The organism is Nocardiopsis eucommiae (assembly GCF_965344335.1).
Lineage (GTDB): Bacteria > Actinomycetota > Actinomycetes > Streptosporangiales > Streptosporangiaceae > Nocardiopsis > Nocardiopsis eucommiae.
The window spans coordinates 1-24,295 of record NZ_CBDRIY010000002.1; the positions used below are offsets into that span (position 1 = coordinate 1).

Annotated in this window: 18 protein-coding genes; 5 read left to right on the forward strand and 13 right to left on the reverse strand. The window is 72.6% G+C overall.

The features are described 5' to 3' along the window. Positions 1 to 2: 2 nt before the first annotated feature. From ACRWK8_RS01500 to eccD, 7 genes are all read right to left on the reverse strand, one after another. Complete coding sequence (locus ACRWK8_RS01500) at positions 3 to 329, reverse strand: YbaB/EbfC family nucleoid-associated protein (RefSeq protein WP_431868067.1); 327 nt, start codon at positions 327 to 329, stop codon at positions 3 to 5. Continuing rightward, positions 229 to 3,339: a hypothetical protein gene (locus ACRWK8_RS01505; protein ID WP_431867824.1), complete on the reverse strand. Its 3,111-nt coding sequence runs from the start codon at positions 3,337 to 3,339 to the stop codon at positions 229 to 231. The genes ACRWK8_RS01500 and ACRWK8_RS01505 overlap by 101 nt, the downstream gene beginning before the upstream one ends. Before the next feature lie 83 nt (positions 3,340 to 3,422). Further along, positions 3,423 to 3,884, reverse strand: coding sequence for a hypothetical protein (locus ACRWK8_RS01510; protein ID WP_431867826.1), 462 nt, complete (start codon positions 3,882 to 3,884; stop codon positions 3,423 to 3,425). Positions 3,885 to 4,010: 126 nt separating this feature from the next. Further along, positions 4,011 to 4,313 (reverse strand): WXG100 family type VII secretion target, encoded by a 303-nt coding sequence (locus ACRWK8_RS01515; protein WP_378736180.1) that lies wholly within the window; start codon positions 4,311 to 4,313, stop codon positions 4,011 to 4,013. A 71-nt stretch (positions 4,314 to 4,384) separates the two neighbouring features. Beyond that, a complete protein-coding gene (locus tag ACRWK8_RS01520) occupies positions 4,385 to 4,714 on the reverse strand; it encodes a WXG100 family type VII secretion target (protein ID WP_357766083.1) in 330 nt (109 codons plus the stop codon). A 25-nt stretch (positions 4,715 to 4,739) separates the two neighbouring features. Continuing rightward, the gene (gene eccB / locus ACRWK8_RS01525; RefSeq protein WP_431867829.1) at positions 4,740 to 6,191 is read right to left on the reverse strand and encodes a type VII secretion protein EccB; all 1,452 of its coding nucleotides are present in this window, start codon (positions 6,189 to 6,191) and stop codon (positions 4,740 to 4,742) included. A 25-nt stretch (positions 6,192 to 6,216) separates the two neighbouring features. Next, on the reverse strand, positions 6,217 to 7,614 hold the full coding sequence (eccD, locus tag ACRWK8_RS01530; protein WP_378735743.1) for a type VII secretion integral membrane protein EccD: 1,398 nt from the start codon (positions 7,612 to 7,614) through the stop codon (positions 6,217 to 6,219). 367 nt (positions 7,615 to 7,981) lie between these two features. On the opposite strand from eccD, the gene eccCa reads away from it, so the two are divergent. The 3 genes from eccCa (at position 7,982) to ACRWK8_RS01545 (ending at position 14,474) form a co-directional block, all read left to right on the forward strand. Then, the gene (eccCa, locus tag ACRWK8_RS01535) at positions 7,982 to 11,932 is read left to right on the forward strand and encodes a type VII secretion protein EccCa (protein WP_378736178.1); all 3,951 of its coding nucleotides are present in this window, start codon (positions 7,982 to 7,984) and stop codon (positions 11,930 to 11,932) included. A gap of 71 nt (positions 11,933 to 12,003) precedes the next feature. Then, positions 12,004 to 13,179 carry a S8 family serine peptidase gene (locus tag ACRWK8_RS01540; protein ID WP_431867832.1) on the forward strand — a complete coding sequence of 392 codons (1,176 nt, stop codon included), beginning with the start codon at positions 12,004 to 12,006 and terminating at the stop codon, positions 13,177 to 13,179. Between the two features lie 146 nt (positions 13,180 to 13,325). Next, complete coding sequence (locus ACRWK8_RS01545; protein ID WP_431867834.1) at positions 13,326 to 14,474, forward strand: glycerol dehydrogenase; 1,149 nt, start codon at positions 13,326 to 13,328, stop codon at positions 14,472 to 14,474. Between the two features lie 107 nt (positions 14,475 to 14,581). Here the strand turns inward: ACRWK8_RS01545 and ACRWK8_RS01550 are convergent, their stop codons facing one another. Continuing rightward, entirely contained in the window at positions 14,582 to 16,552 is a 1,971-nt protein-coding gene (locus ACRWK8_RS01550; protein WP_431867836.1) for a M3 family metallopeptidase, read from the reverse strand. A 228-nt stretch (positions 16,553 to 16,780) separates the two neighbouring features. On the opposite strand from ACRWK8_RS01550, the gene ACRWK8_RS01555 reads away from it, so the two are divergent. Continuing rightward, the gene (locus ACRWK8_RS01555) at positions 16,781 to 18,571 is read left to right on the forward strand and encodes an ABC transporter ATP-binding protein (protein ID WP_431867838.1); all 1,791 of its coding nucleotides are present in this window, start codon (positions 16,781 to 16,783) and stop codon (positions 18,569 to 18,571) included. After that, the gene (locus ACRWK8_RS01560; RefSeq protein ID WP_431867840.1) at positions 18,568 to 20,319 is read left to right on the forward strand and encodes an ABC transporter ATP-binding protein; all 1,752 of its coding nucleotides are present in this window, start codon (positions 18,568 to 18,570) and stop codon (positions 20,317 to 20,319) included. Before ACRWK8_RS01555 ends, ACRWK8_RS01560 begins: the two co-directional genes overlap by 4 nt. Before the next feature lie 78 nt (positions 20,320 to 20,397). Here the strand turns inward: ACRWK8_RS01560 and ACRWK8_RS01565 are convergent, their stop codons facing one another. The 5 genes from ACRWK8_RS01565 to ACRWK8_RS01585 form a co-directional block, all read right to left on the reverse strand. Then, the gene (locus tag ACRWK8_RS01565; RefSeq protein ID WP_431867842.1) at positions 20,398 to 20,811 is read right to left on the reverse strand and encodes a VOC family protein; all 414 of its coding nucleotides are present in this window, start codon (positions 20,809 to 20,811) and stop codon (positions 20,398 to 20,400) included. Between the two features lie 53 nt (positions 20,812 to 20,864). Then, positions 20,865 to 21,662, reverse strand: a complete 798-nt coding sequence (locus ACRWK8_RS01570; protein WP_378735729.1) for an ABC transporter permease — start codon at positions 21,660 to 21,662, stop codon at positions 20,865 to 20,867. A gap of 14 nt (positions 21,663 to 21,676) precedes the next feature. Continuing rightward, positions 21,677 to 22,456 (reverse strand): ABC transporter permease, encoded by a 780-nt coding sequence (locus tag ACRWK8_RS01575; RefSeq protein WP_352387929.1) that lies wholly within the window; start codon positions 22,454 to 22,456, stop codon positions 21,677 to 21,679. After that, positions 22,453 to 23,403 (reverse strand): ABC transporter ATP-binding protein, encoded by a 951-nt coding sequence (locus ACRWK8_RS01580; protein WP_378735726.1) that lies wholly within the window; start codon positions 23,401 to 23,403, stop codon positions 22,453 to 22,455. The genes ACRWK8_RS01575 and ACRWK8_RS01580 overlap by 4 nt, the downstream gene beginning before the upstream one ends. Before the next feature lie 266 nt (positions 23,404 to 23,669). Continuing rightward, positions 23,670 to 24,236 carry a GNAT family N-acetyltransferase gene (locus tag ACRWK8_RS01585; RefSeq protein ID WP_378735724.1) on the reverse strand — a complete coding sequence of 189 codons (567 nt, stop codon included), beginning with the start codon at positions 24,234 to 24,236 and terminating at the stop codon, positions 23,670 to 23,672. Positions 24,237 to 24,295: the final 59 nt, after the last annotated feature.

Here is a 24,295-nt window from a genome sequence, read left to right on the forward strand (position 1 = left end):
TGTCACCTGGGCGGGTGCACGTTGCCCAGGCCCAGTTCCTCCAGCAGGGCGGAGGGGTCTCCGGCCACCGCCTGCTCACGCGCCGCCGAGTCGCCCGGAACCAACCCGCCCATGGACGTCGAGACCTGCTGGGCGACGTCGCGCCGGGCTCGTTCGACGACCTCGATGACGGCCGCGGCGAGTTCGGCGGGCGCCATCATCCGGTACTTCTCGGTGTGGAACCTCATCTCAGCGATCTCGCCTCTGGCGTTCACCGTCACGCTGAGCATCCGATCCTTGGACACCGCTTCGGCGGTAACCGACTCCAGGTTTGCGCTTGCCTCCGCCAGCCGCTCCTGGGTCTGACGAAGTTGTTCGAGAGACCTCTCCATCTGACCCTGCAGGGACATGTCCAACGCTGCTCACTCCCTTGTCTTTTCGCGTTCCGGGGCGTCCCAGTGAGGCGGGGCCGCCCCGTGCGGTGGTGCCCCACACCTTCTCGTCCTCGGAGAGCCACGTGGTGCGGCTGCGCTCCTGTCCGCCGCCACCGCCGCCACCACCGGCGCCTCCCATGCCGCCCGGAGGCATCATGGGCATACCGGGGGTGCCCGGTGTGCCGGGCGCCCCGGGGGTGCCAGGACCTCCGCCCGTCGTGGAGCCGTCCCCCTGGCCGCCGCCGAAGTTGCCGAACGGGCTGGTCCCACCCGGTCCGTTGCCCCGGCCGCCTCCGCCGCCGTCGGCACCGCCGCCCACGGAACCCGAGTCAGCGCGGGGGGTCATCCCGCCGCCGCCCGACCCCGGGCCGGAGCCGGAGTTCAGGTCACCGGGACCGCCGATACCACCGATGCCGCCGGGACCCGGGTACCCGCTGCCGCCGCCGCTGCCCGAGCCCGGGCCGGAGGAACTCAGGTCACCCGGACCACCGATGCCGCCGGGCGACGGGTAGCCGCTGCCCCCGCCGCCTCCGGAACCGCCGCTGAGGACGGGGGGATCGGGGAGCGAGGGCCGGTCGGAGCCGCCTCCGATCTCACCGGACCCACCCGGAACCGGAGAACCGGGCCCGTCACCGTTGCCGCTGCCGCCGGAACCACCCAGGGCGGGGGGATCGGGAAGCGAGGGCCGATCCGCGTTGCCCGGACCACCGATCTCACCGGACCCACCCGGAACCGGAGACCCGGGCCCGTCACCGCTGCCGCCCGAACCACCCATGATCGGGGTGTCCGGCAGCCCGGGCCGGTCCGCGTTACCCGGACCACCGATCTCACCGGACCCACCCGGAACCGGAGAACCGGGCCCGTTTCCGCCCCCGCCCGAACCACCCGAGGAGAGGTCCAGGTCGCCCCCGGTGGGGACGCGAGCCGGGGGCGGCGGCACGCTGCCGCCCGCTCCGCCCGTGGAGGAGGAGAAGTCGAGATCACCGACACCGCCCGGGGGCGGGCCCCCGATGTTGGAGGGATCGCCGCTGCCGCCCTCGGCCCGTGAACCGTCGGGGTTCAGGACGCTCCCGTCAGGTAGCCGAATGCTGCCGTCGGAGAGCCGGGCGCTCCCCTCCGGGAGTGGCGTGCTCCCCTCAGGGATCCGCCCGCTGCCGTCCGGCGGGCGCGTGCTGCCGTCGGGGCTCACGACGGTGCCGTCCGGCAGACGTGTGCTGCCGTCCGGGAGCAGGGCGCTGCCGTCGGGGAGCGGGGTCCCCTGCTCCCGGCGTCCCGAGTTGTTCGAGCCGCCGCCGGCACCACCGCCGCCCAGGCTGCCCATGCCGGGCGCCACCGGTGGCGGGATGAACCCGCCGCCCCCGCCCGAGGAGGAGGGGTCGCCGCCGATCCCGTCGAGGGGGCCTCCGCCGGGTCCGCCCACGCCGTCACCGGAGCCCCCACCACCTCCATCGAAGGTCATCGACCCGCCGACAGGGGTGAGGGGTGGTCCGTCCGGGGTGTCCGAACCGGGCGGGCTCGGCGGACCGTTGAGGTCACCCGACCCGGGCGAGGGCGGTCCGTTGAGCTCGCCCGAACCTCCGGGCACGGGTCCGCCGCCCTCGGGGATGTCCGACCCTCCGCTGTTGGGGCCCTGACCGTTCAGGTACTCCTCGACGATCTCGTCGATGGTGCGGCCGTCGCCCAGGGGCCCGTTGCCGCCCCCACCGCCGTTTCCGTCTCCGCCGCCACCATTCCCGTCGCCGCCACCGCCGCCGCCCTCACCGCTGCCGCCGTTGAGGTACTCGTCGATGATGTCCTCGATGGTGCGGTTGTCACCGTCACCGCCGCCACCGCTGCCGTCACCGTCGCCGTCGCCATCTCCGCCGCCGAACAGCCTTTCGAGGATCTCGTCCACCGAGGGGGGACCGTTCTCGTCACCGCCGCCGCCACCACCGCCGCCACCGCCACCGCCACCGGGCGGGGTGACCGTGACGGGAGTGAAGGGCAGGATCTCCGCCGCGGACGTGTTGTAGGTCGTCGAGACCGTGGAGATACCCTCCGTGGCCGCCTTGCGCAGGTCGGCCAGGTTGTCCCACCAGCGTTCCTTGATCTCGGTCTCGAAGGTCTCCCAGGTGGCCTTCTCATCAGTCCGCATACCGCGGATCTTGATGATGCTGTCCTCCCAGGTGACCTTGTCCCGCTGCTCCTCCCACCAGTTGCGGATGGTCGAGCGGGGACTCCGGTCGGAGCTGCTCTGCCAGGTGTTGAAGGCGCCGATCACCGCTTGGAGGTAGGTGGGGTTGGCGGCGAGGCGCGCCGAGTTCACGGCTCCGATGGCCGGTTCGACGTAGGTGGCGATGTTCTGGAACTCGAGGGCCAGCTTCCTGAGGTACCCACGCAGGGCCTCCGCTCCGGCGCCCTCGAACTTCTCGTTGCCCGGCTTCATCTCCTCGGCCAGGGCCCACATCTCGTCGTAGCGGGCGGTGGAGAAGTCACGGAAGTCGCCGAGGTCGGTCTCGATGCGGCTGAGGACACTGCTGTTGAAGGTTCCCGTCCCGGGACCGGAGGCGGCGTTGAGGATGGTGCGCATCCGGTCGATGAAGTTGCCCCACACCGTGCCGTCGGTGTCCTTGACGGCGTCGTTGATGTGGATACCGGAGTAGACCGCGAAACCCCACTCGTACCCGCCGAGCTGTTCGGCATCGGAGGCCCGGCTGTCGAAACCGAACCACTCGTCCGCGCTCTTGGGGTTGTTGACGTTCCAGAAGTAGTTGCTCAGCCAGTTGGTGTCCTTCACCGCCTGGGCGGAGCCCATCGGAGGGGCCGATCCCTTGTCGTCCTCGTCGGCGAAGGCGTTGATGGCGTGGGCCATCTCCTTGACCTCGGCGGTACCGTCGGGCACCGCGGGGTCGGTCCCCTCCTTCTCGGGGAGGTCCTCGTCAGCCATGGAGTTTCCTCAGGGGCGGGTTCGTGGGGCGAAGGGGTGCTCGGGGGGACGGAGCGGACGGACGCTGTGCCGAGGGCCTCGGCTCAGGACGACTCGGGCGTCTCGTTGGGCGAATCGTTGGAGCCGTTGCCGCCGCCACCGTTACCGCCACCGCCACCGCCGCCACCGCCGCCCGTGGGCGCACCGTTGGACATGATCTGGCCGACCTGGGTGGCGTCCAGCTCCGCGTCGGACTCCAACTCCTCGTAGGTGATGGCGCTGTTCCGGATCCCGGCGGACATCCCGACCAGGCGGGTCTCCAGGTCGGTGATCAGGGTGGTGAACTGCGACAGCACGGTGCCGACCTCCGAGGAGAGTCCGCCCGCGTAGTCAAGGAGCTTCGGATTCCCGAAGGGCACGTTGGGTGCGGAGGCGCCCTCGCCACCCGGGTAGAACTCGGCCGCCTGCGTCTTGATCTTCGAGACCTTCTCCCGAAGCGGATCGATGTGCGCCGTCTGCAACGTCTTGAGGTAGTCCAGCGTGACCTTGGTCTTCTCCTCTGACACGTCCTGCCCCGTCCTCTCCTGTCCAGCTCTTCGTCAAGCCGCGGTGCGGCGTCATCCGGTGTGGTGCGGTGTTCCCTCGGCCGCGGCGTGGACCCGGCGGACCGTCGCCGCGGCCGAGGGTGGGGGTCAGCGGCGGGCGTTCCAGTTCCCGGCTTCCTGGAGGTCGCCGCGCCGGTAGCGCTCGGTGATGTCGCCCAGGGAGACCTGCGCGTGGCCCAGCAGCGCGCGCATGTCGGCGACGTTGCGCCGCCAGGACAGCAGCCGCTGGTCGTACTGCTCGGAGGCCTCACCGATCCAGTCGGACTTGACGGCCTGGACCTTGGCGTCCAGCTCGTTGATGGCCTGCTCGATGATGTCGGTCTGCTTCCGCAGGTCGATGCCCGCGTCGTCAGCACCGCTGTACTTGATCTCGAATCCGTCCACGGGTATGGCTCCGGTTTCTCTCGATGGTGCGCCCCCGGTGGCGGAGGCGTGCGAATCGGGTGGGGGGTCGGATCAGGTCAGCGAGCGACGTCGGCCTGGTTCGGGTTGAGCTGGGTGATCCAGTTGGCGGACAGCATGTTCTCGTCCTCCATGGCGTGGAAGTTGCGCTCGGTGCCGCCGAGGATGCCGATCATGTCGTTCATGTCGTTGGTGATCAGGCGCAGCTCCTCGAGCCACTTGACCAGAGCGGTGTCGTACTGGGTGGCCGCGCCGCCCTGCCAGTTGCCGCCGAGCAGGTCCCGCACGCCGTCCACGCTGGTGTAGACACCGTTGCACGTGGTGTGGGCCGTCTCCATGGCGTCGCGGCCGGTCCGCATCGCCTGGTCGGTACTGCGCATCATCGACATGGGAGTCTCCTGGTTCTGTGGGGCGTCAGTCGGAAAGGCACCGGGGTTCCCCCGGTTCCGCGAGGGCGCCGACGGGTTCCGCGGCGGCCTGCGGGGTCAGGTCGGGCCCCGTGGGCAGCAGGTCCAACAGGGCGGTGGAGACCGCGGAGGCCCCGCCGGGGGCGTAGCCCAGCGTCTCGGCGGCCTTGGCGTCGGGCACCGGGTACTTGGCCCCGGTGTCGGTGACCAGGAAGTAGGAGCCTCGCAGCGCCGCCCCTCCGGCCGGGGCCGCTCTGACCAGGCCGCCCTCCCCGGACGGGATGTCGATGAGGTCGGGGGCGGTGCAGGCGGCCCTGCTGCCCGCCGGGGGCCGCGCGGCGCGGCCGCCGATGTCCGCCGGGGAGGTGAGCGCGAGCGCCAGGGCTCCGTCTCCCTGGTCGATGACGCACAGCGCCGCGCCCTGGGGGTCGGTCAGCGGCGGCGGCGTGGCGGGCAGGCCGTCACCGGTCACCGGCTCCTCGCCCGACAGGTGCGAGCGCAGCTCGTTGACGGTCAGCTCGACCGGCGCCGCCTCACCGCCCCCGTAGGCCTCCTCCACCGTGAGCGGGTGGCCCAGCAGCAGGCGGGCGTGCGTGGCGTCGGTGGGGGTCAGTCCCTCCCGGGTGAGCACGTAGAACTGCTCGGCGCCGCCCTCCGTGGCCGGGACGCTGAAGACCTGTCCCACCCGGGTGTCCGCACCGCTGACGCGCGGCCCGTCCTCGCCCCGGCCGTCGACGTCGAGCGCGGAGAGCGCGGGTCCGGCCGGCACGCCGTCCAGGACGGAGGCAGCCACGGGGTGGGGCACCGCGGTGCCGTACCCCAGGGACTCCAGGGCACCGTTCTCCTCGTCGATGGCGAGGCGGTTGCCCTTCCACAGCAGGTGGACCCCGCCGCCCGGCCCCCGGACGAGGACGCCGTCGTCCGCCTCGACGGGGAAGCCGAACGGCGACCGGCCCAGGGTGAGCGAGGTGAGGGTCTCGACGCCGTCCCCGGTGTTGACGGTGGTGGCGCACACCTGCCAGACCATGGGGCCCTCCGCGTCGGCGGCGGGGAGTCCGTCGGGGGCCCCGGCGATGCCCAGCGGGGATCCGACGGGGGTGCCCTCCAGCGAGTCGGCGGCGACCTGGACCGGCTTGGGGTTGGACGCCAGAAGCAGGGCCGAGGCCTGGTTGGACACCGGCCAGAGCACTCCGTCGGAGAAGACGTAGCGGCCCGCGCCGCCCTTGACGGCCACGAGGGTCCCCTCGTTGCGCCACGAGGTGGAGCCGCCCGGGAAGATCAGGCCGAAGACGAGGAAGCCCACACACAGCAGCACCGCGAGGATCAGCCCGATGAAGGCGCCGTTCCGGGTGCGCCGCAGGGGTTCCTCGGCCGCGTCCGGCGCGGCGGCGGCCATGGCCGTGGAGAGACGGCGCACCATGAACGAGTGCGCCTGTACCTGGTCGCGACGGGTCTGCATCAGACCACCCGCCTTCCGCTACGCGTCATCCGCCGATCCCCCTCATCAACGCCAGCAGCCCGAGGTTCCCCGGGATCAGGCACACGAGGACGATGGCAGCGAGGCTCTGGATGAGTTCCCCCGCCCGGCCCCAGTGCGGGATGGGACGGGTGCCCGGCACGGACCAGGCGGCGAGGAGCAGCCCGAGTGCCGCGACCAGCAGCAGGCCGAACAGCACCATGCGAGCGGTGTCACCGCCCACGAGGCCGCCTCCCACGGCCATCGCCACCAGCCCGTACACGCCGGAGGCCAACAGGCACACGCGGTGCCACACTCCGCTGAGCCCCCGCGACTGGAGCAGCAGGATCAGCGCGACGCAGACGCCCGCGGTGGAGGCCAGTCCGCTCGGGTGGGCGGCCAGCACGGTCATCGAGACGGCGCACACCACGGCCACGATGGCGAGCAGGGCGCCGAGGTAGTGGTCGGCGCGCTTGGTGCGCGTGCGCACGTCGCGGGCCGGGTGGGGGTCGATGTACTCACCGAGCTGGCTGACGCCGTCGGGCAGCGGAGGCAGGCGCATGCCCGCCAGGCGGAAGGCCAGGGCCGGGGCGAACGAGCAGAGCAGCAGCACCAGGGCGGCGGCCGAGACGGCGACTCCGGGCGGCGGGGCGTTGTCCCAGAACATGAGCAGGGCGCCGGCGGCGGCGGTGAACAGGGCCGTGCCGATGATGGCGGTGAAGAACGGCAGGCAGGCGGCGACGGCGGCGATCGCCAGGACCGCCGCTCCGGTCGCCGTCGAGGCGCCCGAGAGCATCCGCGCCCCGATCAGGGCGTTGCTGGGGTCGCCGCCCGGCAGGGTGGATCCGGCGAAGGCCATGAACAGCACGGCGGAGCCCCCGGTGACGGCACCGGCGACGGGCGCGTCGAAGGCACGGGCGGCGGCCCCGGCCGCGAGCAGCAGGAGCAGCGCCGTGGCGGCGGCGGTGGTGCCGGCGATCCAGGTGGGGCCGAGCAGCATCAGCAGGGCGAGGGCTCCGGCGAAACCCACCGCGGCGGTGCCGGTCAGCGTGCGCCTGGCGACGCGCGGCCCCCACCCGTCGGCGCGCTCGGACAGGGTGTCGGACACGCCGTCGACGAGGTCGTCGAAGTGGATCTCCGGCATCTGGTCCGCGCGTTCGCGCAGGTAGAGGGTCTCGCCGTCGGTGAGGCCGAGCGTCTCCGCGGTCTCGGACTCGTCCAGCGGGGGTGAGCCCAGTCGCTGGAGCACCCACCCTCCGTGTTCGAGTCCGCTCTCGTCGAGGTCCTCGTTCTCGTTCTCGGCGTAGAGCAGGAACGTGGGCAGCAGCTCGGCCAGCGGCAGGTCGCACGGAACGGCGATCTCGAAGGAGGCGTTGGGCGCGCGCACGACCAGGCGGCAGAGATCGGCGGAGACGACGTCCGACATCGGTCCTCCTCGCTGGACGACAGTGGCTGGGTCGGATTACGGGTGGGGGATAAAGACACCCGTGGAGGGGGAGAAGGGCCGGGCTGCGCCATTCCTCGGCGGAACACCCGGGGGCAGGGGCACGGCGCACCCGAACTGGAAATGCTGGGATAGAGTAGCATCACTTCCGGAATTCCGGTCATGACGTTTCGGAAAACTCTGGCTCGGAGATACCTTTGCTCATTTGAGCGCCCCGGCCCCGCCCCGGAGACCGAATCCGGCTCTGGGGTTCCTCCATTCGAGCCCGTCGGAATTACCCCCCGGTCGGTCCGCCCGGCGCCCCTGGCTCGAGAACCTTCTGACCAGGGGAAAGAGAAGGGACACGCTGATCAGCACCATCCTCGTCCGCAGGCCGGCGCGTCGACCCGGCCCCGAGCCGCCCGAGGGCGAGCTCTCCCTCCAGGAACCCCCGGTCCTCCCTGAGCAGGAGAACAGCATCTCGGGGGTCTTCATGTACCTGCCGATGGCGCTGAGCTCGCTCGCGATGGTGATGATGTTCATCCGGCCCGGCGGGGGCGGCGCCCTGGGCACTGCCATGCCCTTCATCGCGGGCGGCATGATGCTCGTCGGAGCGGTGGCGATGGTGGGCGGCCAGATCCTGCGCGTCCGGATCGAACGCAGCCGTCGGCTCTCCGGCGACCGCCGGGACTACCTGCGCTATCTCGGCCAGATGCGCGGCCGGGTGCGGGAGGTCGTGGTCGCCCAGCGTGAGGCCCGCGCGTGGAACGGACCCGACCCCGACGCCCTGTGGTCGCTGGTGCGTACGAGCAGGCTGTGGGAGCGGCGCGGGGCACACGACGACTTCGCGGAGATCCGGATCGGCGTGGGCGAGCAGCCCCTCCAGACGCGCATCGCCCCGCTGTCGACCAAGCCGGTGGAGGACCTGGAACCGCTCTGCGCGCACGCGCTGCGCCGTTTCATCAACGCCTACGGCACCGTCGCGGACTTGCCGGTCTCGCTTTATCTACGGGGATTCGCGCATCTGGGTCTGCGCGGTGAAACCGAAACCATCCGTGCAATGGTGCGCGCACTCGTGGGACAGGTCACAGTTTTTCACGCGCCGGACGAATTGCGTGTGGTCGCCTGTGTGAACGATGAGCGAATGGCGGACTGGGAATGGATGAAATGGCTCCCCCATTGCATGCACCCGACGGAGCGGGACGGTGCGGGGCCCGTCCGACTGATCGCCTCCGACGCCATTGAGCTGGAAAGACTCGTCGGTCCCGAGCTCGCGGACCGGCCGCCCTTCGACCCTCAGGCCGTGCCCGGGCGTGACGAGCCGTTCACCGTCATCATCGTCGACGGCGGATCCGTGCCGCAAGGTTCACGATTGCTCAGCGGAGGCTTTCGCAACGCGATCGTGATCGAAGTGGGCATCGAGCGCATGTGGGACGGGGCGCCTCACACACTCTCACTACGGGTCGAAAAGGATTCCATGGAGATGTGTGAGCTGGACCGTTCCGGGCGGGAATCCTTCTCCCACCTCGGTCGGCCCGACTCCCTGGACCTCCCCCGGGCCCGCTCCCTGGCCCGCATGATGGCCCCCTACCGCGTCAGCGTCGCCGCAGACGTGGTGGAACCGCTGACCACCGACTTCGACCTCACCACCCTGCTGGGCATCCCGAACCTGCACACCTGGGACGCCGCCCGCGAGTGGGAGCGCGAGCGCCCGGAGAGCCGCCTCCGGGTGCCCATCGGCATCGCGGCCTCGGGGGCTCCCCTGGAACTGGACCTCAAGGAGTCGGCGCTGGGCGGGATGGGCCCGCACGGGATGCTGATCGGCGCCACCGGTTCCGGCAAGAGCGAGCTGCTGCGCACGCTCGTGCTGTCCCTCGCGCTCACCCACTCCTCCGAGAAGCTCAACTTCGTCCTGGTGGACTTCAAGGGCGGCGCCACGTTCATCGGCCTGGACGGGCTGACCCACACCTCGGCGCTGATCACCAACCTGGCCGACGAGACCTCCCTCGTGGAACGCATGCAGGACGCCCTGCACGGCGAGCTGATCCGCCGCCAGGAACTCCTGCGTTCGGCGGGCAACTTCAGCTCGGTGCACGAGTACGAGAAGGGCCGCCGGAGCGACCCGACCATGGAGCCCATGCCCACGCTCTTCGTGATCGTGGACGAGTTCAGTGAGCTGCTCGCCGCCCACCGGGACTTCATGGAGCTGTTCGTCATGATCGGCCGTCTGGGCCGAAGCCTGGGCGTGCACCTGCTGCTGGCCTCCCAGCGGCTGGACGAGGGCCGCATGCACCAGTTGGAGAGCCACCTCTCCTACCGGATCGCGCTGCGCACGTTCTCCGCGATGGAGAGCCGGGGCGTGCTCGGTGTGGCCGACGCCCACCAGCTCCCCCCGGCACCGGGATCGGGCTACCTCAAGTCCGACACCGAGGAGCTGACGCGGTTCAAGGCCGCGTACGTCTCGGGCCCCTACCGCGCCAAGCGCCGCGCGGCCCGGGCGTCGACCGCCGCCCGCGAGATCACCCCGTTCCTGCCCGGGTACGTGGCCGGGCCGCCCGCCTCACCCGTGGAGCCCGAGCCGGAGCCGGTGGAGGAGTCGGACACGAGCCTGCTGGAGACCGCGCTGGAAGCGGTGCGCGACGTCGGTCCGCCCGCACGCCAGGTGTGGCTGCCTCCCCTGGACCAGGCCCCCACCGTGGCGGAGATGCTGCGGTCGGCGGGCGCGACCTCGCTGCCCGCGTGGGGCGCCGAGCCGGTGCTGTCGGTGCCGGTGGGCCTGGTGGACCGCCCCTTCGAGCAGCTGCGCACCCCGCTCACCGCCGACCTGCGCGGCGCGGGCGGGCACACCGCCGTCATCGGTGGTCCGCAGAGCGGCAAGAGCACCCTCCTGGTCTCGCTGATCACCGCGCTGGCGCTCACCAACACCCCGGAGCAGGTGCAGTTCTACATCCTGGACTTCGGCGGCGGCACGCTGCGCGGAGTGGCGGACCTGCCGCACGTGGGCGGTATCTGCGGGCGCATGGACCTCGAACGCGTCACCCGTACCGTCGCGGAGATGACCGCGCTGCTGGGGCGCCGTGAGCAGTTCTTCGCGGAGCACGGCGTCGACTCGATCAGCGCCTACCGCCGGCGTCGGGCGGCCGGGGAGTTCTCCGACCAGCCCTACGGTGACGTGTTCCTGGTCATCGACGGCTGGGCCACGGTGCGCTCGGACATGATCGACCTCATCGCGGAGATCACGCAGATCGCCCAGCGCGGCCTCAACTACGGCATCCACCTGATCGTGGCCTCGCCGCGCTGGGCGGACGTGCAGTCGAGCCTGCGTGACCTGCTGGTCACCCGGTTCGAGCTGCGTCTGGGCGACGCGGTGGACTCCGCGATCAACATGCGCCAGGCCGAGAAGGTCCCCCGGATCCCCGGTCGCGGCCTGACCGCCGAGTACAAGCACTTCCTGTCCACCCTCCCCCAGATGGAGGAGGGGCCGGAGGCCTCCGTGGCCGGTGTCGTGGAGGCGGTCAGAGAGCGGTGGGACGGCCCGTCCGCTCCCCAGGTGCGGCTGCTGCCCCTGTCGCTTCCGGCGTCGGACCTGCCGCCCCCCGAGGACGGCCCGAAGATCGCGCTGGGTCTGGAGGAGCGCCGTCTGGAGCCGCTGTGGCACGACTTCTCGGTGCTGCCCCACATGCTGGTGGTGGGTGACAACGAGAGCGGCAAGACCAACCTGCTGCGCCTGGTCACCCGCACCATCCGGGAGCGGTACAGCGCCACCGAGGCACGCGTGGTCGTGGTGGACCCCCGACGCGGTCTGTTCAACGCGATCCCCGAGGAACAGCGCCTCGGCTACGCGGTGACCGGTGAGAGCGCCCGCGAGATGATGATGGCGGCGGCCGCGGCGCTCAAGCCCCGGCTGCCCGGCCCGGAGGTCACTCCGGAGCAGCTGCGCGAGCGCTCGTGGTGGACCGGGCCCGAGCTGTTCGTGGTCATCGACGACTACGACCTGCTGAGTTCCTCGGGTGGTGGCGGGCCCCTGTCCCCGCTCATGGAGATGCTGCCCCACGGCGCCGACATCGGGTTCCACCTGATCCTGGCGCGCGGCGCGGGTGGTTTCAGCCGTGCCATGGGCGAGCCCGCGCTGCGGATGCTCATCGACGCGAACACCCCCAGCATGGTGCTGTCCTGCCCGCCCTCCGAGGGCGTGCTGTTCGGATCGCTGCGCCCGCAGCGTCTGCCTCCGGGGCGTGCGCTGCGCTTCGACCGGCGCGACCCGGTCAAGGTGCAGTTGGCGCTCGACCCCGAGACCGAGGAGGCGGACGCCCGCGGCTGACGGGTGTCCGTGGAGTGGCCCTGACGAGGAAGCGACCGCCGCGCGGTCGGTGGAGAGGAACGGGAGGCCCCGTGTCGAACGGAGCGGAACGGAAGCGGCTTCGGTTCGGGGCTGGGGTGTGTCTGACGGCCGCGCTGTTCCTGGTGGCGGCCGCGCCCGCGGCGGCGGACCAGGTCGCGCCCGCCCTGCCCCAGGTGGCACCTGAACTGGTGGGGGACGAGTGCGTGCCGTCCTCCGAGGAGACGGTGGACCAGGAGCTGTGGACCGAGAACGCCCTGGGCCTCCCCCGGGCGCGGTCCGCCTCCTCCGGGGCCGGAACGACCGTGGCCGTCGTGGGTTCGGCGGTGGACGACTCCTCCGCCGCCCTCAAGGGGGTGGTGGAGGGGGCCGGTGAGGACTGCACCGGGTTCGGGACCTTCCTGGCCGGGATCGTCGCCGCCCGGCCGCAGCCGGACAGCGGCCTCGTCGGGGTGGCCCCGGAGGCCCGCGTGCTGTCGGTGCCGGTCACGGACGACTGGGGTGGTGCCGACGCCGACGCGGTCGCGGAGGGGATCACCGACGCGGTCTCCGGCGGAGCGGACGTCGTGCTGGTGGGCGTCGCCGTCCCCCTGGGCAGTTCCGGGCTCGAAGCGGCGGTGGACACCGCCGTGGAGGAGGACGTCCTGGTGGTGGCGCCGTCCACGGCCATGGTCCAGCGGGACGCCTACGCGGCGGTTCCGGCGACCCGGAGCGAGGTGCTGGGGGTGACGGCGACCGGTACGGAGGGCGCGCCGCTGATGCCGCCGCCCGCCACGGCGGACGGTCGTATCTCGGCGCCCGACCTCAGCGCGCCCGGCCAGTCCGTGATGAGTCTGGCGCCGGGCGGGGACGGGCACGCGGTCGCGGAGGGGGACGCGGTCGCGGCGGCGTTCGTGGCCGGTGTGGCCGCCCTGGTGCGCTCCCACGATCCCGGGCTGAGCGCGGCGCAGACCGCCGAGCGCCTGGTGCTGTCGGCCTACCCGGACGCCGGCGCCGCCTTCGGGACGGGGTTCCTGGACCCGGTGGGGGCGCTGACCAGACAGATGGGGCCGCGCTCGGGGGACGCGGTCGAGGCCGAGCAGTTCGCCCTGGACCTGCCGAGGGAACCCACGCGCGGTCGTGTCATGGCCGTGGTCGGCGGCACCGCCCTGCTGGTGACGATCTGCGCGGTCGGGGCGGCCGCCGTACGCCGTCGCAGGGCCAAGGCCGAGGCCGCCGCGACAGCCTGAGACCGCCGCGCCCGCGCCCCGACCCGGGTGGGGGCGCGTCCGGTGGTGTGGGGCAAAGAACAGGGCAACCTGTGGTGCGGGACGTTTGGGTGGCCCGTCCACCGGCCAGGCCGGGAGGAGAACCACCAACCACAGGGGGAACTCCCATGGCCCAGAACACTCCGTCTCTGCGCGTCTTCGCCTCACCCGGCCGCTACGTCCAGGGCCGGGGCGCGATGGAGCGGCTCGGCTCACTGGTCGGAGGCGTGGGAAGCAGGCCGTTGGTCCTCACCGACGACGTCGTGCGGGGGCTGGTCGGCGCGACACTGGAGCGCTCCTTCGCGGAGGTCGGGGTGCCGCTGATCTTCGAGCGGTTCGGGGGTGTACCCACCAGGACCGAGTCCGAGCGGGTCGGTGAGGTCATCCGGTCACAGGACCACGACGTGATCGTCGGCCTGGGCGGCGGCGCCGCGATCGACGCCGCGAAGGCCGCGGGCGCCAACGCCGGAGTCCCCTGGGTGAGCGCCGCCACGGTGGCCTCCACCGACGCCCCGACCTCCGCCCTCTCCGTGGTCTACACCGAGAAGGGCGCCTTCGAGTCCTACCGCTTCTACGACCGCAACCCGGCCCTGGTGGTGGTCGACACCCAACTGGTGGCCCAGGCTCCCACGCGGTTCCTGGCCGCCGGGGTGGGCGACGCCCTGGCCACCTGGATCGAGGCCCGGGCCCTGCGCGGCACCGACGCCACGAACATGGTGGAGGGACGTCCCACCCGCGCGGGCACCGCCCTGGCCCGGCTCTCCTGGGACATCCTGTGGGAGTCCGCGCTCCCGGCGCTGGACGCCGTGGACCACGACCTGGTCACCCCGGACGTGGAGGCGGTGGTGGAGGCGACCACGCTGCTCTCCGGCCTCGGGTTCGAGTCGGGCGGCCTCGCCGCCGCGCACGCGGTGCACGACGGCCTCACGGCGGTCGACGAGACCCACCACCTCGCGCACGGCGAGAAGGTCAACATCGGTTCCCTCACCCAGCTGCTGCTGGAGGGCGCGCCCACCTCCGAGGTGGAGGAGTTCGCGGAGTTCACCGCCAGGGCGGGTCTGCCCACCACCCTGACCGAGGCCGGGCTGGGGAAGGCCGACGACGCGCTGCTGGACCGGGTGGTCGCGGCCGCGACGGCCCCGGAGGAGACCATCCACAACCTGCCGTTCACCCCCTCGCACCGGGACGTCCGGGACGCGCTGCGCGCGGTGGAGGGGGTCGGCCGCCGGGTGCGGAGGCGCGCCGGTCTGGGTGAGCCCCGCGCGCCGAAGGGCTGAGCCCGGCCCCGCGACCCGCCGCGAGCGGGCCGCGGGGGACACCCCGGCTCGGGCCCCGCCGGTACGGGCCGGGGTGCTTCGGGCCTCCCCGGCTCCGGCCCTGCTGCCTAGTTCAGGCCCTTGCGGGTGAGGAGGGGGCCCATCCCGGGCTCGCGGCCGAGGAAGTCGGTGACCGCCTCCATCGGGTCGACGCTCCCGCCCCGGGACAGCACCTTCTCCCGGAAGCTGTCGCCGCCCGCGCGGGTGAGCCCGCCGTGCTCCTTGAACCACTCGACGCTCTCGGCGTCCAGCACCTCGCTCCACACGTAGGAGTAGTAGCCCGCGCTGTAGCCGTCGTCGGAGAAGATGTGCTGGAAGTACGCGCTCCGGTACCGGGGACGCACCAGCGGGTGCAGTACACCGGCCGCTTCCAGGGCACGCGCCTCGAAGGCCGCCGGGTCCTCGACGGTCTCGCCGGGGGCCAGGCGGTGCCAGGCCCAGTCGAGCAGCGCGGCGCCCAGGTACTCGAAGGTGCCGAAGCCCTGGTTGAACTGGCTGGCGGCGGTCAGCCGCTCCACGAGTTCGGCGGGCACCGGCTCACCGGTCTCGTGGTGCCGCGCGTAGTGGGACAGGACCTCCGGCCACAGCGCCCACATCTCGTTGACCTGTGACGGGAACTCCACGAAGTCACGCGGCACGCTGGTGCCCTCGACCCGGGGGAACCGGACTGCGGACAGCAGGCCGTGCAGGGCGTGGCCGAACTCGTGGAAGGCCGTCTCCACCTCGTCGAACGTGAGCAGGGTGGGCCCGGAGACGGGCTTGGCGACGTTGAGGTTGTTGACCACCACCGGCCGCTCGTCCAGCAGGTACGACTGGTCGACCAGGTTGTGCATCCACGCGCCGCCGCGCTTGGTCGGGCGCGCGTACGGGTCCAGCAGGAACAGGCCCAGCGGGGTCCCGTCGCCGTCGAACACCTCCCACGTGCGCATGTCGGGGTGGTAGCCCGCGAGGTCCGGGCGCTCGGTGAACGTGACGCCGTAGAGCAGGGTCGCCGCGTGGAGGACGCCGTCCTCGATCACCCGGCCGAGCTCGAAGTAGGGCCGCAGCACGCTCTCGTCGAAGTCGTAGCGGGCCTTGCGGACCTGCTCCGTGTAGTACGGCCAGTCCCACGGCTCGATCTCGTGCCCGGCGTGCTCGGCGAGCACCCCGGCCTCCTTCTCGACGTTGCGCAGGGCCGGGCCGACCAGCTGGCCGAGCCGCTCCTCGACCGCCTCGACGGTCTTCGCCGTCTGGTCCGCGACCTTGTAGGCGGCGTGGTCGGGGTAGCCCAGCAGCCGGGCGCGCTCGGCGCGCAGCTCGGCCATGCGGGCGCCGATCTCCAGGTTCTCCGGGGCCCGCTCGGCGCTGAGGGTGTACAGGCGCTCGCGGGTGGCCCGGTTGGTGAGCTGGGCCAGCGCGGGCTGCACAGTGGTGTTCAGCAGCGGGAGGACGTACTCGTCGCCCTGCCTGATCGCGCTGATCCGGGCCTCGTCCAGGCCGTCGAGGTCGGAGACGTCGGTGGTGACCAGGGCGGACTCGCCGGTGGCGCGGACGACGTTGCGGGAGAACTCGGTGCCGAGCTCGGCCAGGCGCGCGTTGAGCTCGCGCAGCCGCTCCTGCTCCTCCTCACCGAGGTCGGCCCCGGCGTTGACGAAGTCGAGGCGGTACCGCTCCAGCAGCCAGGCCTCCTGCGGGTCGTCCGTGCTGACCTGCTGGATGCGCGCCCACAGGTCGCGGTTGAGGGAGATGGCGTCCCGGTGCCGGGTGGCGCGGGGTGCGACCTGCTTCTCGATCTCACGGATGCCGTCGGTGGCGTCGGAGCTGGTCAGCGTGTTGAGCACGACCTCCACCCGCCGGAGGGTCGCACCGGAGCGCTCCAGGGCGGCGATGGTGTTGTCGAAGGTCGCGGGCTCCGGGTCACGGGCGATCGCGTCGACCTCGGCGAGGTGTTCGGCCACGCCCTGTTCGAAGGCGGGCAGGAAGTGCTCCTCGCGGATCGCCGCGAAGTCGGGAAGACGGTAGGGCAGTTCGCTGGGGGACAGGAACGGGTTGACGGTCAAGGGGTGGTGCTCCTCGGTTCTTGAGGGTGGACGCTCGTGCCGTTCTACCCTGCCGCCGAGCGCCTGTCACCCCCTTACCCAGGGCTGACGGCCCGTCACCGGGTCCGGGTCCCGCGCTGTTCTGGGGCGGGTCCGGCCTGGGCCGCGCGGGCGCCTCGGGGCCTCGTCCCGCGCACGTCCCCGCCCCCTGGTTGGATGGTCGTGACCCAGCGCACACGGAGGTGTCAGTTGACCGAGACCACGGGTGTCCCCGGCCCCTGGGGGACTCGCCCGCTCCCCCGCTCGGCCCTCCCGCCCACCGGTGATCCCGACCTGCGCGGCCCCCTCCACTACGTGTGGTGGCTGATCGCCTCCCAGCCGTGGCGGGTGCTGCGGGGCTCCTTCTACGGCACCCTGTGGATGCTCGGGCTGGTGTTCCCGCCCTATCTGCTCGCCCGCGCCATCGACGACGGCCTGCGCGCCGAGGACTCACGCGCCCTCGTCCTGTGGGCCGGGATCGCCGCGGTCGCGGCCGTGGCCACCGCGACCGTGTCGATCCTGCGACACCGGACGATGTCCCTGGTCAGGACGGACGCCGCGCACCGGACCATGCGCGTGCTCACCCGCCACTCCACGGTGCTGGGCGCGTCCCTGTCCCGCCGGGTCTCCTCGGGTGAGCTCTCCACGGTGCAGGCCTCGGACGTCCTGCGGATCGCCAACATCCTCACCCTGACCGGACCCGGGGTGGGATCGGTCGTGGCCTACGCGGGCGTCTCGGTCCTGCTGTTCACCATCTCGCCGCTGCTCGCCGTCATCGTCGTGCTGGGAGTCCCGGTGCTGGCCGCGGTGGTCGGCCCGCTGATGGGGCGGCTGCACGGCCACCAGACGGTCTACCGCGAGCACCAGGGGCGCACCACCGCGCTGGCCGCCGACATCGTGTCCGGCCTGCGGGTGCTGTGCGGGATCGGCGGCAGGGAGCACTTCGCCCGCCGCTACGAGGGCCGGTCCAGGGAGCTGCTGCACCAGGGCTACCGGGTCAGCGAGACCACCAGCTGGTTCCACGCGGTCAGCGCCTGCCTGCCGGTGGTCTTCCTCGGCGCGGTCACGTGGGTGGCCGCGCGTCTGGCGGTGGACGGGCAGATCACCGTGGGCGAGACCGTCGCCGTCTACGCCTACGTCGCCATCCTCATCCTGCCGGTGTTCTTCCTCATCGAGGGGGCCAGCGCCGTGATCGAGGGCCTGGTGTCCGTGCGCCGGACCCTCCGCCTGCTCACCCTCGACCCCCCGCCCACCGGCAGCGGCCGGGACCTGCCCGGCCCTGAGGAGGGCGCGGAGCTGGTCGAACCCGTCTCCGGGGTGCGTGTCCCACCGGGCCTGACCACCGCCCTCGTCTCCGCCGACGCCGGGGCCGCGGACGTCGTGGACCGGCTCGGCCGCTACACGGCCTCCGACACCCGGTGGGGCGGGATCCCGCTGCGCGACGTGGAGATCGGGGAGGTGCGCCGACGCGTCCTGGTGTCCGACAACGAGTCCTACCTGTTCGCCGGGGCGCTGCGCGAGGTCCTGGACCCGCACGGCGACCACACGGACGCCGAGATCGGGACCGCCCTGCACGTGGCGGGCGCCGACGACGTGGTCACCTCGATGCCGGACGGGCTCGACTCCGCCGTCGAGCCGCAGGGCCGCAACCTCTCCGGCGGGCAGCGCCAGCGGGTCCGACTGGCCCGGGCCCTGCTCTTCGACCCCGAGGTGCTGCTGCTGGTCGAACCCACCTCCGCCGTGGACGCGCACACCGAGTCGACCATCGCCGAGCGGCTGCACGAGACCCGGTCGGGCCGCACCACCGTGGTCGCGGGCACCTCGCCGCTCCTGCTGGACCGGGCGGACCTGGTGGTCCTGCTCGTGGACGGGCGGGTCACGGCGGTCGGCACCCACGGGGAGCTGCTCGACCGACCGGACTACCGGACGCTGGTCTTCCGTGGGGCCTCCGACGACGAGAACGGCCGGGGCGGCGCCGACGACGAAGGGACCCCTCGATGAACCACGCACTCCCGGTGGCGGACCGCGCCCAGGTCCGCCGGGACGCCCTCCTGCTGCTGCGCGCGGAGCGCGGGCGGGTGGTCCGGGTGGTCCTGCTGACCTGTCTGGCCACCGGCGCCGGGCTGGTCGGCCCGTATCTCCTGGGCCGGATCGTCGACAGGGTTCAGGCGGGTACCGCCACCCTGGGGACGGTGGACCTGCTCGCCGCCGGCGTGCTCGCGGCCGCCTTCGTGCAGCTCCTGCTCACCCGGTACGCGCGCCGAGCCGTCTACCGGTTCGGGGAGGACGTCCTGCGGCGCCTGCGTGAGGACTTCGTGGGACGGGTACTGTCCCTGCCGACCCGGGTGGTGGAGCGCTCGGGCACCGGCGACCTCACCACGCGCGTCTCCGCCGACGTGGGGAACGTGGGCGCCAGCCTGCGCGGGGCGCTGCCGGAGATCAGCATGGGCCTGCTCCAGATCCTGGTGCTGGTGGCCGCGATCACCTGGCTGCACCCGCTGCTGGGGCTGTGCGCGCTGCTCGGCTTCCCCCTGGTGTGGCCCGCCGCTCGCTGGTACCTGAGGCGTTCCCGCGAGACCTACCTGGCCGAGGGGACGGCCCTCTCCACCGCGTTGGAGGGCACCACCGCCACCGCCGAGGGCGGTCGCACCGTGGAGGCCCTGAGCGTCCAGGCGGACCGCCGTGGGGTGACCGACCGGGACGTCGGCGTCCTGTACCGGGCCCGCCGGGGCAGTCTGCGGCTGCGGTCGGTGCTGTTCCCCGTCGCGGAATCGGTCTTCGTGCTGCCCGTCTCCGTCACCCTGCTGGTGGGCGGAGCCCTGTACCTGAACGGCGGGATCGGCCTCGGCACCCTGGTGACCTGCCTGTTGTACGTGCAGCAGATGGTGGACCCGATGATCGGCGTCACCCAGCGGCTCGAGGAGCTCCAGCGCGCCGGGGCGTCGTTCGCCCGGCTGAGGGGCGTGCAGCGGCTGCCGGAGGAGTCGTCGGACGGGGGTCGGCTTCCGGCGGACGACCGGATCGAACTGTCCGGTGTCCGCTACGCCTACGTGCCCGGCCACGACGTGCTGCGCGGGATCGACCTCAGCGTGCGCCCCGGGGAACGGCTGGCCGTGGTGGGGCCGTCCGGGGCGGGTAAGACGACCCTCGGCCGTCTGCTGTCGGGGGCGGACGCGCCGGGCTCCGGGCACGTGTCGCTGGGCGGGGTGCCCGTCTCCGAGCTCTCCCCTGGGGTGCTGCGCGAACGGATCGTCCTGGTCAACCAGGAACACCACGTGTTCACCGGAACCCTGCGGGAGAACCTGGCGATCGCCGCCGCCGAGGGCGCCGACGTGGACGACGCCGCCCTGGCGCGCGCCCTCGACGCCGTGGACGCCGACTGGGCGCGAGAGCTCCCGGACGGCCTGGACACCCGGGTGGGTTCGGGCGGCGAGGCCCTGTCCCCGGCCCGGGCCCAGCAGGTGGCGCTGGCCCGCGTGGTGCTGCTGGATCCGCACACGGTGGTGCTGGACGAGGCCACCTCCCTGCTGGACCCGAGGACGGCGCGGCACACGGAGCGGTCGCTGGCGGCGGTACTGGAGGGCCGGACCGTGATCGCGATCGCGCACCGACTGCACACCGCGCACGACGCCGACCGGGTGGCCGTGGTCGTGGACGGGCGCGTCACCGAGCTGGGCTCGCACGACGAGCTCATCGCGGCGGGCGGAGCCTACGCCGCCCTGTGGAGCTCCTGGCACGGCACCGACTGACCGCCGTACCCCTCCCCGGCCCGCGCACCTTGGGCGGGGCGGGTTCGGGACGGTGGCCTCGGCGGCACCACGGCCGGATCAGGCCGGGGTGAGGAACTCCAGCCGGTTGCCGTGGTTGTCGAAGGTGTGGAAGCGCCGGTGGCCCGGGAGGTTTTCGTCCCAGGTGATCGCGTATCCGGCCGAGGTGATCCGCTCCGCGAGGATGTCGAGCTCCCGGACGAGGATGCCGGGGTGGGCCTTGCGCTGGGGGGTGAAGTCCTCTTCCACTCCCAGGTGGATCTCCAGACCGTCCGCGCGGACCCACAGGCCCCCGCGCGCGGCCAGGGTCGTGGGCTTGGCGACCTCGACGAAGCCGAGGACGTCCACGTAGTAGGACCGGCACGCGTCCTCACCGCCCGGGGGCAGGCAGATCAGGACGTGGTGCAGGCCGAAGCCGAACCCGGTGGAGGTGTCCGGAGCCGTGTCCCGGGGGTCGGGGTGGGAGTCAGCCATACTGTCGCGTCTCTCTTGGGGGAACGGGTCGGGAGGATCACCGGGAGGGGCTCTCAGTCGAGGATCCCGTTCCCGGTACGGGCCCGCGCGAAGATCTGGCGGAAGGCCAGCATCGCGAGGGACAGCCAGCAGGCGGCGGCCAGGAGCATCAGCCCCACGGAGGCCAGGACGGTCACCGCCGGGGCGCCCGCCTCGACCGCCCGCACGGCGGCCAGCCCGTGGGTGACCGGGAGGGTCTGGGCCACCCACTGGAGCGGGGCGGGCCAGAACGAGACCGGTACCATCGCGCCGCAGATCGCCGTCACGCTCACCGTCGTCACGGTGCTGATCACGTTGCGGGCCTCGGAGAAGACCAGCGCGGCGGAGGCGACGAGCAGCGTCATGCAGTAGGTGGACAGGCAGGTCAGGATGACGATCCCGACCAGCAGGGGGACCTGCCACCACGTCCAGCCGATACCGAAGAAGGGCGGGACGGCCAGCAGGGCGATCGAGGTGGTCACCATCGCGGAGACCGGCATCTCCAGGCTGCGACCGAAGTAGTGCGGGCCGGGTTCGACCGGTGACGCCGCCAGCAGCCCCATCGTGCCCGCCTGGCGGTCCCAGCAGGTGGAGGCCACCGCCAACATCGCCTCGGCCACGCAGAGGGTCAGCGCGGCGCCCAGGACGACGTAGCGGGTGTACTCCGGGTCCCCGACGAGCGCGCCGACCGCGCTGTAGAAGACCACCTGGGACAGCAGCCGGACAAGCCAGCCGAACAACCAGGTCCGCCACGTGTAGAAGGCGTGGAAGTCGGCTCGGGCGATGACCGCGCTGTGGAGCACCGTGCGCGCGGCCCGAACGGGCGAGATCACCGTTCTTCCCCTCATCAGACGCGGGCCAGGGTGCCCTCGGCGCGGGCGCGCCGGAGGAAGCGGACGAGCGTGTACGAGCCCACCGCCAAGGCGAGCGCCCCCAGGGCCAGGACGGTGAGCAGACGGAGCGCGACCGCCTCGACCGGCGCGGGCGTCAGTGAGTCGCGGAACAGGTCGGCGGCCCAGGACAGGTACAGCACCCGGCTCACGCCCTCGACCCAGCCGGGGTAGAGCGCCACCGGCACCATCACCCCGGCCAGCAGGAACATGGGCATGGACAGGGTGTTCTGCACGATCCTGGCGTTGGGCGTGGCGAGGAACAGGGCCGAGAGCGCGCTGGCCGTGGCGGCGGTGCCCAGCGCGGTGGCCACCATGGCCAGGAGGAACACCACCGGATGGTGGACGGTGATCCAGTGGCCGAAGCCCAGTCCCGCCACCAGGACCGCCAGGGCGAAGGCGGGCAGCGAGACGAGCATCGCCCCGCACAGGCGCCCGAAGACCAGGGACGGCAGGGCGACCGGGGAGGCCACCAGCGGCTCCAGTCGGCCGTTCTCCCGGTCCTCGCTGATCATCTCGCCGGAGAACATCAGGGCGGCGGTCCACAGGGACATCAGGGTGGGGGCCACCACGGCGTAGGCGGCGAGGTCGGACCGGCCGGAGTACAGGACCATCGACATCAGCACCGCCGTGGTGAACGGGGTCCCGACCAGGGTGAAGTAGGTGTCGGCGCTGCGGGACATGGCCCGGGTCTGGAACCCGAAGCCCAGGGCGAAGGAGATCGGCAGCCGCCTCACCGGTCCACCGCCATCCCCCGGTCGCCCACCAGGTGCAGGTACACCTCTTCCAGGGTGGGGCGACTCAGGGAGACGTCGCGGATCTCGGCGTCGACCAGCGCGCGCTGGACCGCCAGCGTGGCCCGCGGGGTCTCGGTCTCCACCCGGGTCAGCCCGTCCTCGGTTCCGGTCACCGACACCACGCCCGGCAGGGCGCCCAGCCGCTGCCGGAGCGGTTCGGGGACCCCGCGCGCGTCCACGCGTTCGTAGGCGGAGACCAGGTCACCGACGGTCTCCGGGGTCTCGGTCATCACCAGTGCGCCCTGATCGATGAGGGAGACCCGGTCGCTGAGCGCCGCCGCCTCGGCCATGTCGTGCGTGGTCAGCAGGATGGTGGTGCCGCCGCTGCGCAGCTCCCCCACCAGGGTGCGGAAGTCGCGTGCGGCCACCGGGTCCATGCCCACGGTGGGCTCGTCCAGGATGAGCACCCCGGGGTCGGAGACCAGCCCTCGGGCCAGGTGGAGCCGCTGCTTCATGCCCCGGGAGAACCCGCCGACCCGGTCCCTGGCGCGGTCCGCCAGGCCCACGCGTTCGAGGAGTTCCTCGACCCTGCGGCGGCGCCGGGCCCCGCTCAGCCCGTAGACCGAGGCCCAGAAGGTGAGGTTCTGCCGTGCGGTGAGCCGGTCGTAGGCGCCCTTGTCCCCGCCGAAGACGATCCCCAGGGAGCTCTTGACCCGTGCGGTGCCGGTGACGACGTCGTGTCCGAGGACCCGGACGGTTCCGGAGGTGGGGAGCAGGACCGTGGAGATGATCTTGCACAGCGTGGTCTTGCCCGCGCCGTTGGGGCCGAGGAGCCCGTGCACCTCGCCTTCGGGGACCTCCAGGTCGATCCCGCGCAGCGCCTCCAGGGGGTCACGCCCCTTGCGCTGGTAGACGCGCCTGAGACCGCTGATGTCGAGGGCACTCACGTGCTGACTCCTCCGTGGGGGTGGGGGCGGGATCGGAGCGGGCAGCCGTGGGCAGGGGCGCGCCGTGGGGGAAGGGCACGGGTCAGACGGTAGCCGAGGACGCCTCCCCGGGGTCCGACCGGGGCTCGCGGCGCGCGCGCCTCAGCACGTCGCGGCAGGCCCCGTGTCCACGGTCGGGCCGGTGCGGAGACGTACCCGAGAGCGCCGGTCCGCCGTTCGACCGGGCCTCACGTGAGGGCGCCCCGGGTCGTCGCGGTCGGGGTCCCCTAAGGAGCGGGGTCCGGGCGCGGGGACGGACGTTCGTGGATGAGCTCCAGGCCGTCGATGTCGTCCCACTGCTCGCCCACGTGCTCGAAGCCGAACCCGGCGATGGTGGCGTTCGAGGCCGCGTTGTCCGGCCGGATCGAGGCCCGCACCACGGCGACCTCCGGCTCCGCGTCGGCCCGGCGGAGCAGTTCGGTCAGGATGGCCCGCGCGTAGCCCCGGCGCCGCAGCTCCGGCACCACGGAGTACCCGATCTCGACCATCCGGCGCTCGTCCGGCGGCCCGTGGAACCCGGCGTGGCCCACCGCCACTCCGTGCTCGTCGTCCACGACCACGCTGGTCAGCCACCCGGCGCGGCTGGGCACGGCCTGGATCTGACCGAGGCGGTAGCGGCTCAGCCAGCGCATCTCCTCGGTGGCGAAGTGCTCACCGAGCTCGACGCCCACGTGGGCGCTGGCGGTCACCGTGTCCCCCTCCGCGAGCGCGGCGAGCACGGGCTCGGTCATCTCCACCAGCCGCACCGTGGGGGCGGTGGAACGGGGCGGCGGGGAACTCGGCGCGTCTGTCACCCCTCCATCCTTTCCCGGCCGCACGGTCCGCACAACGTGTTTCCCCTTTCCCCTGCCCC